This window comes from Tardibacter chloracetimidivorans (genome assembly GCF_001890385.1).
In the GTDB taxonomy this organism is placed as follows: domain Bacteria; phylum Pseudomonadota; class Alphaproteobacteria; order Sphingomonadales; family Sphingomonadaceae; genus Tardibacter; species Tardibacter chloracetimidivorans.
The window spans coordinates 2,691,894-2,704,400 of the sequence record NZ_CP018221.1 but is presented as its reverse complement, the minus strand read 5'-3'; the positions used below and the strand labels follow the sequence as shown (position 1 = coordinate 2,704,400).

Genomic DNA, 12,507 nt, shown 5'->3' with positions numbered 1-12,507 from the left:
GTCCGTCGCGGTGCGGTGCGGGTCGATCAGCATGCCCGCGATGGCGCAAACCGTGCCGCGCGTTGCCGATCCATCGGCAAGCCACCTCCCCGACCGCCGAAACCGGGGATGCGCCGGCGCCCGCCACTTCCGCTCAGGCGAGTGAGAGCGGCATCGCCGACATCGTGGTAACTGCGACGCGCTGCGAAGAACGTCTCCAAAAGATTCCGGTCACGGTCACCGCCGTTTCGGGCGAGGGGCTCCAGGCGAGGGGCGTGCTCGATACCCACCAGCTGACCCAGGTCGTCCCAAGCCTGGTCGGAAGCCGCAACGCCGGCGTGAACCAACCGGTCATTCGCCGAGTGGGCAGCGGCGGCGTGGTCGGTGATGAATCGAGTATCGCGACCTATATCGACGGCGTGAAGGGAACGATCCGCCTCAACTTCTGACGGAGGCCCAGTCACATCGTCGGGCAGCGCCGTGCCGTTCCGAAGGTACTCGGAGAGCCTCTCAGGCACCTCGACCGCCGCGCTCCTCGGTCACGGGAAGCGCGGCGGTAACCGTTTCGACGAACTGCATCGTCGTCGCGTTCGCCTGGTTCCGCCGCCACGCAAGGCCGAAACGAACGTCGGCGAGGTCCGGCGCCTGCGGCGGCGGCTGCAGCGAACGAAAGGCCACGCCCCGCATCCGCAGCCGCTCGGCCGAGGCCGGGACTATCGCGACGCCCTCGCCGCACGCGACGATGCCGATCACGGCCTCGGTTGTGGGAGCCTCGTGCGCGATCATCGGGTCGAATCCCGCCAGCCGGCAAAGTGCGTGCAGGTCCGCATGGACGTTAAAGCCGCGCGTCGGCTGATAGGCGACGAACGGGCTCGCACGCAGAGCATCGATTCCGATGGCGCCACTATCCGAAAGCAGGGGATGGCCGACCGGCAGTGCCACGATCAGGGGCTCGCTGTGCACGAAGCGCGTCTCGATCAATTCGTCAAAAATCGGCAGCCGTACGATGCCGACATCGATCTCACCCAAGCGCAGCGCCTCGATCTGATGAAGCACTGACATGGCGTGGAAAACGATCTCGACTTCCGGAGTTGTTTCGCGGAAGCGTCGCACCAGCGCGGGGACCAGCGCATAGACCGTCGATCCGCCGAAGCCGATATCGAGCGTCCCGCTCAGCCCCTCGGCGAAGCGGTGCGCGCGTGCCGATCCGTCGTCCAATATCTCCAGCGCCTTGCGCGCGTCGGCGATGAACACCTTGCCCGCAGGCGTGAGCGCAACGTGGTGCTTGTCGCGATCAAACAGACGCGCGCCGATCTCGTTCTCCAGCTCGCGAATCGCCCGACTGAGAGGCGGCTGGGAGATGTTGCACCGGCGCGCGGCACGCGTGAAGTTTAGTTCCTCCGCGACCGCGATGACGTACCGCATCTGCCGAAGGTCCATCGCTATATCTCCTTGGTATCACCATCGGTCGTATAATGTATTTCAGTCGAATCGCCATCCGTCCGACAGTCAGTTCAACGACAAGGAGCCTTCGGCGATATGAGCGACCGCATTGCACGGTTGGAATTCGATGCGTTGGCGCCGCGCGTCCAGGATGTGCTTCGTGCTCGCGTCGAGCGGCTCGGCTATCTGGGTGAGTTCTTCAAATGCGCTGGCGCACAGCCCGATGTGCTGGCTCCCTTCATGGAGATGACCGAGGCGCTGAAGAAGGCGCTGCCAGACCGCCTGACCGAAACCGGCGCGCTGACCATCGCGACACTGCTCGACAACCGCTACGAGCTTCATCAGCATGAGCGACTGGCGAAGAAGCTGGGCTTCGGCGAGGAATGGGTGGCGGCGGTCGAGCAGCTCTCGCCGCAGAGCGCCCCTCATCTTTCAGATGCGGAGCGTGCCGTTCAGCGTCTCGTCGTTGCGATGGTCGAGCGCGGCGGCAGGGGCGTTTCGGAGGAGCGGGAAGCGTTGATAGATGCGATCGGCCCTGAACAGACGATCGCCGTCATGTTCCTGGTCGGCCGCTACATTACCCATGCGATGATCGTGAACGGGCTGGAACTGGCGCCGCCAGTGCCGTCGATTTTCGAGGTGGCTGGCGCTTGACCCAGGGGATCTGGATTTCCGAGGCCGAGGTCGTCTCGCTAATGGCGTTGCCCGAGGCGATCGACGCCTTGCGCGCCGGGCTTCGCGAGGAGGCCGCAAGCCGCGCGACCAATATGGTGAAGACGCATGCGACCTGGGCGAATGGCTCGACCCTGCACGCAATCGGCGCAGTATTCCAGGGCTGGAACATCGTCGGCACGAAAACCTGGGCACACACGGCAGGCGGTGCGATGCCGCTCTTGGTGTTGCTGGACGCCGGCACCGGTGCGATCGTCGCATTGATCGAGGCGTTCGCGCTCGGCCAGATGCGCACCGGCGGAATCAGCGGCGTCGGCACCGACGTGATGGCCCGCTCCGATGCGTCGCGCCTCGCGATGGTCGGCGCGGGCAAGCAGAGCATCACCCAGATTGCTGCGGTGGCGGCGGTTCGGCGGCTCGATCGCGTCACCATTTGGAGTCCGACCGCGGCCCACCGGGAGGCGCTTGCCGCCAAGGTCGAGCAGAAGCTGGGCATCGAGGCGATCGCCACCCAAACGCTCGACGAGGCGCTGGACGCCGCAGACGTCGTCACTCTGGTCACGCGGGCGCGCGAGCCGGTCATCACGCGCGACATGCTTGCACGCGGCGTGCACTTGAACGCTGTCGGTGCGATCACGCCCGAGCGTGTGGAGTTCGAGCCCTCCCTGCTCGAACGCGCCACCGTCACCGGCGCGGACTCCGTTCCCCAAGTGCGCAAGCTCAGCCAGGAATTCATCACAGCGTTCGGTGACGACGCAGCGCAATGGGCGCGGCTCCGGCCGCTGTCCGCGCTGGTCGCTAGCAACAGCGTAAGGCCGGCCGATGCCGATCTGACCGTCTTCAAGGCGATGGGAATGGGCATTTCCGATCTGTCGCTCGGCATCGAGATTTTCCGGCGGGCCCGCGAGGCCGGGCTCGGCCGCCCCATTCCCCCGATCATTCGCCACGCGCCGCGCCTGACGCTGGACCAATAGAAGGACCTTTCGCTATGAGCAGCAGCGTATTCGTCGATGCCACCGGCCCGATCCCGGAAAAGGAAGCTCCCTGGGAGCCTATCGTCATCTCCAAGGAGGTGATCGATGCCGAGATTTCGCGCCTCGCCGCGCTTCCGCAGCCGGCCAATGGCCGGCGCCGCTCCTATTTCCGCCATCCGATGAACCGCCGCTCAAATGGCCTCGCCCCCGGCATCGAAGTCGCGCTCGACGTCCTGCTGCCGGGCGAGGAGACGGCGACCTTCCGGCAGAATTCGACGCAGGTGAATTTCGTCATCCGCGGTGAGGGCGAGACCGAGATCAGCGGTCAGCGCCGTGTTACCGCGCTCCACGACGTATGGAACACGCCGTCGATGCGGATCTATCGTCACAAGAATAACAGCGAACAAGTTTATGCGCGGCTCACTTATTCCAACGGCGCGCTGCTCGACATGCTCAACATTCATGTCGTCGAGGAAAACCCCCTGCCGATGTTGAAGTCCATCGACCGCGAGGAAGGTGGCGAGGGCGAGGCCGAGGACAATCGCCGCACCAGCCCATATGGCACTTTCCAGCTCACCGAGGAAGGCGCCTGGCTGATGCCCTATGAGCGGTTGATCAATCCGCCCTCGGTCACGAGCCCGGCGCTCTATTGGCCTTGGGAACAGGTGAAGGAGCACCTCGACAAGCTCGAGGCGCTGGGGAAGGACTATATCGGCCGCCGCCTGTACCTACTCTACAACCCGATGACCGGCCGCACCAACGGCACGACGCCGAACTTCTTCGCGACGATGACGGTGCGCCCTCCCAAGATCGTCGATCGCCCGCACCGCCATTCGTCCGCGGCGGTGAACTATTATTTTTCGGGCTCAGGCCGCTCTACCGTCGAAGGGAAGACCTATGAATGGAAGGCCGGAGACCTGATGCTGTCGGCACCCGGCTGGGCCATCCACAACCATGCCAGCTACGACGAGCCGGTATATGAGCTGACCATTCAGGATCAGCCGCTCAACATCGCGATGGAATCGCTGCTGTGGCAGGAAAGTCTGAAGGAGCCGCCGGCGCTGCTGGGGGCTGAGGAGGGCTTTGCCACCAATCGCGCCACGGTGGCGGGCTGATGGCGCAGACGCGCCGCATCGACGACTTCGGCGGCGTCACGCTCGACGATGCGGCGATCGCCGATGCGGCCAACGCTCTGGCGGCGGCCGAGCGCGACCGCAGCCAGATCCGCCTGCTCAGCGAGACCTATCCGGGCATGACGATGGACGACGCCTATGCCGTCCAGGCGGCATGGGTGCGGATGAAGCGGGCGGCCGGCGATCCGGCGATCGGCTGGAAGATTGGCCTCACCTCAAAGGCGATGCAGGCCGCGCTTTCGATCGACATTCCCGATTCGGGCGTGCTGCTGGGCAGCATGGCTTTCGCGAACGGCGCCGACATTCCGGCCGGGCGTTTCATCCAACCGCGGGTCGAGGCCGAGATCGCCTTTGTCATGAAGGAGACGATCGACCCAGCCCGCGCGTCGGCCGAGGCGATCCTCGCCGCGACCGATTATGTCGCACCCGCGCTGGAGATCCTGGATACGCGCATTACGCGACTGGATCCGCACAATGGCCGGCCGCGCACCGTATGCGACACGATCGCAGACAACGCGGCCAACGGCGGCATCGTCATGGGTGAGCCGGTGCGCGACCTCGCCGGGCTCGATCTGCGCTTCGTTGGCGCAGTGGTGTCGCGTAACAACGAGGTGGAGGAAACCGGCCTTGGCGCCGGCGTGCTCGGCGATCCGCTGCAATCGCTCGTCTGGCTCGTAGAACGGCTGGCGGCCTATGGCGATCGCATTGAGGCAGGCCAGATCGTCCTGTCCGGTTCGTTCATCCGCCCCGTCGAGGCTCCCCCGGGGAGCCGCTTCATAGGGGATTTCGGCGGCTTCGGCCGCGTTTCCTGCTGCTTCCTTTGAGACCGGGCTAGGATCGGGACGTCATGCACAATCCCTTCAAACAGGCGATCGGCGAAGGTCGCGCGCAAATCGGCCTCTGGCAGGCTCTGGCTTCCCCTTATTGCTGTGAGATCTGCGCCGGCGCCGGCTTCGACTGGTTGCTGATCGACGGCGAGCACGCACCGAACGACCTCCGATCGGTACTGGCGCAGTTGCAGGCTGCCGCTGCCTATTCAGTCGAGCCGATCGTGCGGCTGCCGGTCGGCGACCCCGTCTTGGTGAAGCAATATCTCGACCTGGGCGCGCGGACGCTGCTGGTACCGATGATCGAGAATGCTGAAGCCGCGGCGACAATGGTTCGCGCCACCCGCTACCCGCCTGATGGCGTGCGCGGCGTGGGCTCCGCGATCGGCCGGGCCAGCCGCTGGAATCGGACCTCCGGCTATCTGCAACGCGCGGCCGATGAAATCTGCTTGCTCGTCCAGGTCGAAAGCCGCGCGGCGCTCACCGCCATCGATGTGATCGCGCGCGTCGACGGTGTCGATGGGGTGTTCATCGGGCCGTCCGACCTCGCCGCCGATCTGGGCCATCTTGGCGATCCAATGCACCCCGAGGTGCAGGCGATGATAGAAAACGGTATCGCCGTCGTGCGTGGCGCCGGGAAGCCAGTGGGCATGCTGATCGCTCACCAACAGGCGGCGCGTCGCTATCTCGCGCTCGGCGCCAGCTTCGTCGCGGTCGGCACTGATGTGACCCTGCTCGCGCGTGGGGCAGAGGCGCTGGCCGCGAGCTTCCGCGACGCGCCCGCCAGCACCGCCGCCGCCCCCAGCGTCTATTGAGCAAGGTTGGAAGGCCGATCACCATGCGGACCGAGGCCATCTCGATCAATCCCGCCACCGGCGAGGAAATCGCGCGCCACCCCGCGCTCGACGGGGCCTCGCTCGAGCGGGTCCTGGCGGCGGCCAGCACCGCATTCGCCGATTGGCGGACGAGCAGCGTCGGGCGGCGCGCAGAGGCCTTTCTCCGCCTGGCTGATACGCTCGAGGCGCGCCGCGAAACGCTCGCCCGGCTCATCACACTCGAAATGGGCAAGCCGATCACCGCAGCAGGCGCGGAGGTCGACAAATGCGCGCGACTGGCGCGCTGGTATGCCGAGAATCTTCCCGATCTGCTGGCCGACGAGACGCCCGATGTCGGCGGCGACGGCACGGCGGTGATCAGTTACCTCCCGCTAGGCGTGGTGCTGGGCGTGATGCCGTGGAACTTCCCGCTCTGGCAGGTGCTGCGCGCAGCCGTGCCGATCATTTGCGCGGGCAACGGCTTCCTGCTTAAGCATGCCGAAAATGTTCAGGGCAGCGCCTTGGCGCTCGGCGAATGTTTCCGGGCGGCGGCTTTTCCCGAGGGTCTGTTCGGCGTCGTCCACGCCGATCGCGCGCTGGTCACTGGCCTGCTCGCCGACCGGCGCATCGTCGGCGTCAGCGTCACCGCGGGCGTCGCCGCGGGTGCCTCGCTGGCCGCGGAGGCCGGGCGCCATATCAAGAAGTCGCTACTCGAGCTGGGCGGGTCCGATCCCTTCATCGTGCTCGCCGATGCTGATCTCGATCTTGCCGTCGCCGCTGCCGTCGAGGCGCGGTTCCAGAATTGCGGACAGGTGTGCATCGCGGCGAAGCGGATCATCGTCGAGGCCCCGATCATGGATGTGTTCGTCACGCGGTTCGTCGAGGCGGCGCGCGGCATCCTCACGGGCGATCCGCTCGATCCGGCGACACGTATCGGTCCGATGGCGCGGGTGCGCGCGCGATCCGATGTGCATGACCAGGTCTGCCGCAGCGTGGCGATGGGCGCTCGGGTGTTGCTCGGCGGTGAGATCCCGGATGGGCCGGGAGCCTATTACCCGCCCACGGTCCTTATCGACGTTACCCCCGACATGCCCATCTGCGCCGAAGAAACGTTTGGACCTGTCGCCGCGATCATGGCCGCCAAGGACGCCGAGGACGCGGTACACATCGCCAATAACAGCGACTTCGGCCTGTCGGCGGCCTTGTGGACCGCTGATGTCGAAGCCGCCGATCGACTGGCGCGGCGGATCGAGGCCGGCGCGGTCTTCGTCAACGGCATGTCAGTTTCCGACCCGCGCGTTCCGATCGGCGGCGTGAAGCGCAGCGGCTATGGCCGCGAACTCTCGCATTTCGGCTTGCGCGAGTTCTGCAACGCGCAGCTGCGCTGGGTTCGGCGATGAATGACAAGCCGAACATATCGATGGGGCGGTTACTGCCGTCGAACGTCAGGCAGCCGGCATAAGTGCCTGGGAGTTCCGCCGCGCCGATGGCGGTCCGCTGCCGCCGTTCACCGCTGGGGCGCATATCGACCGGCAGCTCGCCAATAGTGTGTCGCGCAGCTACTCGCGGTGCAATCACGCAGGACGATCGCCGGGTTATGATCGTCATAGATGTCGGCGTGGCAAAGCGGCCTGGCTCGCGCCTCGTCTGCGTGAACGATGTCAGGAGCGAGATTCCAGTTGATCGCAGACGGGCGGACAGCCCCAAGCCCATGGTGATGGGCATCGCTCCCCCAAAGTTTCTGTCGTGGAAGCGCTTATTCTGCGCTATCTGCAAGACGAGCTGGAGGACGCCGGCTACTCCGTGGTCGTTGCGGAGACCAGTGATGAGGCGATCGTGGCGCTGGACAATCACGCGGATACGCTTGCGACCCTAGTAACCGACATTCGCCTGCCGGGCCATTGCGAAGGCTGGCAAGTCGCCGCCAGGCAAGGGGCCTGAATCCCGATCTCCCCATCCTCTACGTGACCGGTCATGCTGCCGACGAATGGAGTGCTCACGGCGTTTCGAACAGCATGCTCCTGGAAAGGCGTTCGTCCCAAGGGACATTCTGTCCGCGCTGCAGAATCTCATCGATTTCCCCGGGAGTGCATCACATATGTGAAGATCGTCAGCGCCCACACTGAGCGTCGACCATGATCATTGATAAACGTCTATTGACTGCTCGATCTACGGCGCCACCCTGAATGTTGATTCGCTCCGCCGGAGATCAACTTGACGTAAATTGAATGATCGGGTCCGGATCACGTTGGGAAGTTTGCCCGCAGCTCGCCCAAGCAGGCCAGTCCAAGAAAGGAGAGATCGGCATCTTGACCTAGCAATGACATCCGAAACATAAAATCAGGCGGGTCATTTTTCGGTGGGAATCCCGTGTCAACCCGCAGTGGCAATCAACAATCAAACATCTAAATCAGCAAGGGAATTTCTGCACGCTTCGCCGAGAGCCTGCGCATCGAGACTGTCCATCGCCGAGGAAAATACTTCGAAGCCCACGATATTGTCGAGCGCCCCGATAGCGCCAAGTTGCCCCAGGACCGCCCGAATCGGCAAGGCGCCTTTCCCCGGAAGAGCGCGGTGCATCAGACAGTCGACAAGCAGATCGTTCCCAAACGGCTGGGCAAGTCCATCAGTTAATTGCACGGAGGCGATCTTGTTACCGGGTATGGACGAAAGCAACTCGGGATCGGGATTGCCACGCAAATAATGCCACAGATCAAAGGTCAACCCGCTATTCGCTCGGTCGGCATTGTCGAGCACGTACCAGGCCGACTCGAGATCGGGCAGTGCCCACATCGGAACGAATTCAAGGTCACAGCGCAGCCCCATGCGCCCGGCCCGGTCACATAGCGCAGCAAAATCCTCGGTCATCCGATCCAGGTCACTACGGCCAGCTTCGCCCGTCACCATCGCACTGATCGTGTCCACTTCCAGCGCGTCGGCGATCCGAAAGAAATCATCCACATCATAGCCGATAACGCCAAGCGGGCACAGTTGCGGGTCCATATTATCCGGCAGCCAGTTGTCATGCCACCGGGTGATCGGGTCCAGATGAGTGACCCTGACGCCTTCATCCGCAGCCATAGCCAGCATGTCTCGAGTCGAAATGCCCGCCGCCCGCCAGAGATCATAGCTCATTGGCGAGATCGATAGCGCCGTACATCCAGCGACGCGCGCCGCCTTTACTTGTTCGCGAAAGGGCAGCGCGCGCACCGTCCCGGACCACATCATCCTCGTCATCTGCCGTTTCTTTCAGCGTCCCGAGAAAAATGGGGCTTGCGACCGGATCAATGGCGAGGCCCCGCATGTGTACAACCGAATCAGCCTACCATCAAAAACTGTATCTCATCCGCAGACTAAAGGTGCGTGGCAGTTCATAGCTGTCCACCGTGCAACCGCAAATCGAAGTCACGTCGAAGATCGTCGTCTTGATCCGCTCGTTCGTCAGATTTTCGATGTTAAAGCCGATGGTCCACTTCTCCGTCGGGTCCAACCAATCGAGACCCACGCCGAATTTCGAACGGCTCTTGTCCTTTATCGCCGAAAAATTGCGGATCGAGAAGAACATGGCATCGCGATAGGTCATGGTCGCAGTTTCGGACAGCGTGCCACCCAGGAACCTGTGGGTGTAGCGCGCCGACAGGCTCGTGCGCCAAGGTGGCGTATACGATGGCTGGACCGAACTACGGATCACGGAATAGGTCACATCGGTTGGAACGTCATAGACCCGCGCATGGGTGTAGGACGCACCGGCAACGATATTCAACCCGCGCATCGGCCGAGCCTCGACCGTCAGTTCCCCGCCGGTAATCTTGGCATCGTTGTTGATGACAATGCCGCCAACGCCTGCAAACAGGAACGCCTGATAATTCTTGTAGTCATAATGAAAAACGGAAGCATTCACGCGCAACCGGTTGTTGAGCCAGGATGATTTGAAACCGCCTTCATAATTTACGAGCACTTCCGCCTTGTAGGGCGTCAAGGCCACCGGGGTCCGGATGCCGCCGGGCAACTGGGCGTTGAACCCGCCCGCCTTTACGCCGCGGTTGACACCGGCATAGATCAGTATGTCACTGGTCGGTGCATATTCCAGCTGCAGCTTGCCGGTCCACAAAGGCTCGCTGGTCCTGTCAATATAGGCCGATCCATCAAGGTTTGGCCCGATATTGGCAATGAAGCCTGGATCGCCGACACGAAGGGGAAAGTACAGTTCATTTGTCTGTGCGTACAAGGCTTGCTGGAACACGACGCTCTTTTTCTCACGCGTGTACCGCGCACCGGCAATAATTTTCCAGTTGTGGGCAAAAGTCCAGTCGGCCTGACCAAAGCCCGAAAAGGAATTGGTGATCTGGCGCGAGAGCGAGTTGACCGACTGCGCAGCAAGCCCGATGCCCAGTGCGCCCGACGAAATGTTATGTACGTGCAAATAATAAAGGCCAGCCTGCCAGTTGAAGGTGCCCGATTGGCCGTTCAGCCTCGCTTCTTGGGAGAATGCCCAGGAATCGGTCGCGGAGCTTTGATAGGTCAGTCCCACCGGACCGCCGGTAGCATTGGTGTGATCGCGCTTCTGGATCGCCTTATAGTCTGATACCGACGTCAGCGTCACATCACTCGAAATCTCCAGGACATTTTTCATGTCGATCCCCGAAAGGCGGACATAGCCGGGATCGGAAAAGGCATGGGCGCTGGAAATGACGAAATTTTTGCTGGGTTCCTTGTAACCGAAATAGTCGCCGCCCGGCAGAGGGCGCGGCGGGCCGGGCGTGAATATCCCAGTATTTTGCGGGTCCCAGCCGGCATCGACACCGCCCGGGCCGATCGACAGGCGGGTTTCATCAGCCCCGGCCTTTAACGTGTCAATCCATGTGCCATTGCCATCGAGCACCGCAATTGTTTGCCCCTGCTCAAAGGGCGCCGTCGACATCCGCCGGCGCGAGATGAAGCCGGTCAACTGGCTGCTGAAATTCTCCGACGGGCGAAAGGCCAGAATGGCGCGCAACGAATAGGTGCGGTCGTTACCCAGATCTGCGCCATCGCCGCTGACCGGACCCAGCGTCTGACCGAGAGGATATTTATTGATGAGATAGGGGTCCTGTTTTTCGAACTTACCGGCGACGCGAAAAGCCATCTTGTCTGACAGGGGACCACCGACCGCGGCTTCAACCGTATAGCGCAACGGGTTGGTAGGGCTGTCGAGAACACCGGCCTGCACATCGACAAAACCGGAGAAATCATCGAAACTGGGTTTGCGGGAAATATACTGGACGAGGCCGCCCGTCGCATTGCGACCAAACAGCGTCCCTTGCGGTCCCTTCTGCACTTCGATCCGTTCGATATCGAGCAGGGCGAAATTCTGTGCGCCCTGAAAGGGCAGATAGCCGTCATCGAAATACACCGCATTGGGTGATTCCACGACATCACTATAGTCATTCTGGGTTACACCGCGGATGGATACATTTTGGTTCTGACCGCCGACGCTCCCGGAAATCGAGACGCCTGGCGTAAACTCGCCGATCGCGGTGCTGCTTCGGATGCCCAACTGCTCCAGTCTGTCGGACGTAAACGCCTGAATCGCGATCCCGACCCTCTGAATATTTTCCGAACGCTTTTGCGCGGTCACGACGATATCGGCGATACCCCCGCTATCTTCACTATTTTCACTGCCCGAAGTCGCCTGAGGAGCCGCGACATCCTGCGCATATGCAGAGTCAGCGACTATTGTTGCGCCCACACACGCGCCGAGCACAGCTATACTGCTATATTTCACTTCAGATCCTCCCTGCTTTGCTTATCCTGACATTTCGTTCGTTTCATTGCGCGGACAGGACCGCCCCCAACAGCAGCGTCGTTTGACGTCCGGAAGACGGTCGGACCGGGCGCTCATCTGCCATCCCAAGATGGCGAAAATTCTGATACCTGTCCATATAAAATGAACATAATCATTAAAAATATGGACATATCCATTTATATTTGGCATTTTGGGCGCGCTCTAGGAGATATCTGTATAGAAATTTGGGCGTCGCTCTTGGCATCACACGCGGAGCCATGCCCCAACAGTCGAGAGGAGTGACCGATGAACGACACCGTCACCGTCGAGCGCGTTCGCGAGCAGCAAGCTAGTATCTCGGGCGTGAATCATGTGGCTCTGCCGGTCCGCGATCGGGCCGAAGGCTTTCGCTTCTGGAACCGGATTTTCGGCGCGGAACTGATCGTATCAGCCGATGCCGACAACTTCACCTTCATGCAGATGCCTGGCGGGTTTCAGCTTGGGCTTGCCGAAATGCCCCAGGACTGGGAGCCATTACGCCCCGAGGAGTATCCCCATCTGGCCTTCGACGTGCCCCCAGGCATGATGGACGTGCTCAAGGATCGCCTCGACTACTATGGCATCCCAACTCATGATATCTGGACGCGCTTTCGCACCGAGGCGCTTATGTATTTTCGCGATCCTTCGGGCAATTTGTTCGAACTATATTGCCACGAAGGCTATGAAAAGGCAGGCAGCATTCCGGTCGGCTCATCGTATGGTGGGGATTTCTTTCCGGATTTGCAGGCGCTGAATTACACGGTCTGGAACGATCCGGGCGAATGACCGTACAGCGCCCCGACTTCGACGCGGCGCGCCTCTTCCCTGATGATTTGGCCTGGGCGAACCCCCCGAACGAGG

General features: G+C 62.2%; 13 protein-coding genes. 9 read left to right on the top strand and 4 right to left on the bottom strand.

Annotated features, from left to right (window positions below; genetic code table 11):
- The first annotated feature begins 62 nt into the window (after positions 1–62).
- A complete protein-coding gene (locus tag BSL82_RS13975; protein WP_072597953.1) occupies positions 63–428 on the top strand; it encodes a TonB-dependent receptor plug domain-containing protein in 366 nt (121 codons plus the stop codon).
- 61 nt (positions 429–489) lie between these two features.
- On the opposite strand, the gene BSL82_RS13970 is transcribed toward BSL82_RS13975, so the two are convergent.
- Complete coding sequence (locus tag BSL82_RS13970; RefSeq protein WP_072597952.1) at positions 490–1,419, bottom strand: LysR substrate-binding domain-containing protein; 930 nt, start codon at positions 1,417–1,419, stop codon at positions 490–492.
- 99 nt (positions 1,420–1,518) lie between these two features.
- On the opposite strand from BSL82_RS13970, the gene BSL82_RS13965 reads away from it, so the two are divergent.
- The 7 genes from BSL82_RS13965 (at position 1,519) to BSL82_RS13935 (ending at position 7,784) form a co-directional block, all read left to right on the top strand.
- The gene (locus BSL82_RS13965) at positions 1,519–2,076 is read left to right on the top strand and encodes a carboxymuconolactone decarboxylase family protein (protein ID WP_072597951.1); all 558 of its coding nucleotides are present in this window, start codon (positions 1,519–1,521) and stop codon (positions 2,074–2,076) included.
- Complete coding sequence (locus BSL82_RS13960; protein ID WP_072597950.1) at positions 2,073–3,068, top strand: ornithine cyclodeaminase family protein; 996 nt, start codon at positions 2,073–2,075, stop codon at positions 3,066–3,068. Before BSL82_RS13965 ends, BSL82_RS13960 begins: the two co-directional genes overlap by 4 nt.
- Before the next feature lie 14 nt (positions 3,069–3,082).
- Positions 3,083–4,183: a cupin domain-containing protein gene (locus BSL82_RS13955; protein WP_072597949.1), complete on the top strand. Its 1,101-nt coding sequence runs from the start codon at positions 3,083–3,085 to the stop codon at positions 4,181–4,183.
- Entirely contained in the window at positions 4,183–5,025 is an 843-nt protein-coding gene (gene hpaH / locus BSL82_RS13950; protein ID WP_083579216.1) for a 2-oxo-hept-4-ene-1,7-dioate hydratase, read from the top strand. The genes BSL82_RS13955 and hpaH overlap by 1 nt, the downstream gene beginning before the upstream one ends.
- A 23-nt stretch (positions 5,026–5,048) precedes the next feature.
- Positions 5,049–5,843 carry a 4-hydroxy-2-oxoheptanedioate aldolase gene (gene hpaI, locus BSL82_RS13945; protein ID WP_072597948.1) on the top strand — a complete coding sequence of 265 codons (795 nt, stop codon included), beginning with the start codon at positions 5,049–5,051 and terminating at the stop codon, positions 5,841–5,843.
- Between the two features lie 23 nt (positions 5,844–5,866).
- A complete protein-coding gene (locus BSL82_RS13940; protein WP_072597947.1) occupies positions 5,867–7,243 on the top strand; it encodes an NAD-dependent succinate-semialdehyde dehydrogenase in 1,377 nt (458 codons plus the stop codon).
- 346 nt (positions 7,244–7,589) lie between these two features.
- A complete protein-coding gene (locus tag BSL82_RS13935; protein WP_072597946.1) occupies positions 7,590–7,784 on the top strand; it encodes a response regulator in 195 nt (64 codons plus the stop codon).
- A gap of 456 nt (positions 7,785–8,240) precedes the next feature.
- Here the strand turns inward: BSL82_RS13935 and BSL82_RS13930 are convergent, their stop codons facing one another.
- Genes BSL82_RS13930 through BSL82_RS13925 form a run of 3 tightly spaced genes read right to left on the bottom strand, consistent with a single transcriptional unit; the run spans position 8,241 to position 11,607 of the window.
- Positions 8,241–8,978, bottom strand: coding sequence for a sugar phosphate isomerase/epimerase family protein (locus BSL82_RS13930; protein WP_237267707.1), 738 nt, complete (start codon positions 8,976–8,978; stop codon positions 8,241–8,243).
- Positions 8,968–9,147 (bottom strand): hypothetical protein, encoded by a 180-nt coding sequence (locus tag BSL82_RS21135; protein WP_226998722.1) that lies wholly within the window; start codon positions 9,145–9,147, stop codon positions 8,968–8,970. The genes BSL82_RS13930 and BSL82_RS21135 overlap by 11 nt, the downstream gene beginning before the upstream one ends.
- A 24-nt stretch (positions 9,148–9,171) precedes the next feature.
- A complete protein-coding gene (locus tag BSL82_RS13925; protein WP_083579215.1) occupies positions 9,172–11,607 on the bottom strand; it encodes a TonB-dependent receptor in 2,436 nt (811 codons plus the stop codon).
- 306 nt (positions 11,608–11,913) lie between these two features.
- On the opposite strand from BSL82_RS13925, the gene BSL82_RS13920 reads away from it, so the two are divergent.
- Positions 11,914–12,432, top strand: a complete 519-nt coding sequence (locus BSL82_RS13920) for a VOC family protein (protein ID WP_072597943.1) — start codon at positions 11,914–11,916, stop codon at positions 12,430–12,432.
- The last annotated feature ends 75 nt before the right edge of the window (positions 12,433–12,507 follow it).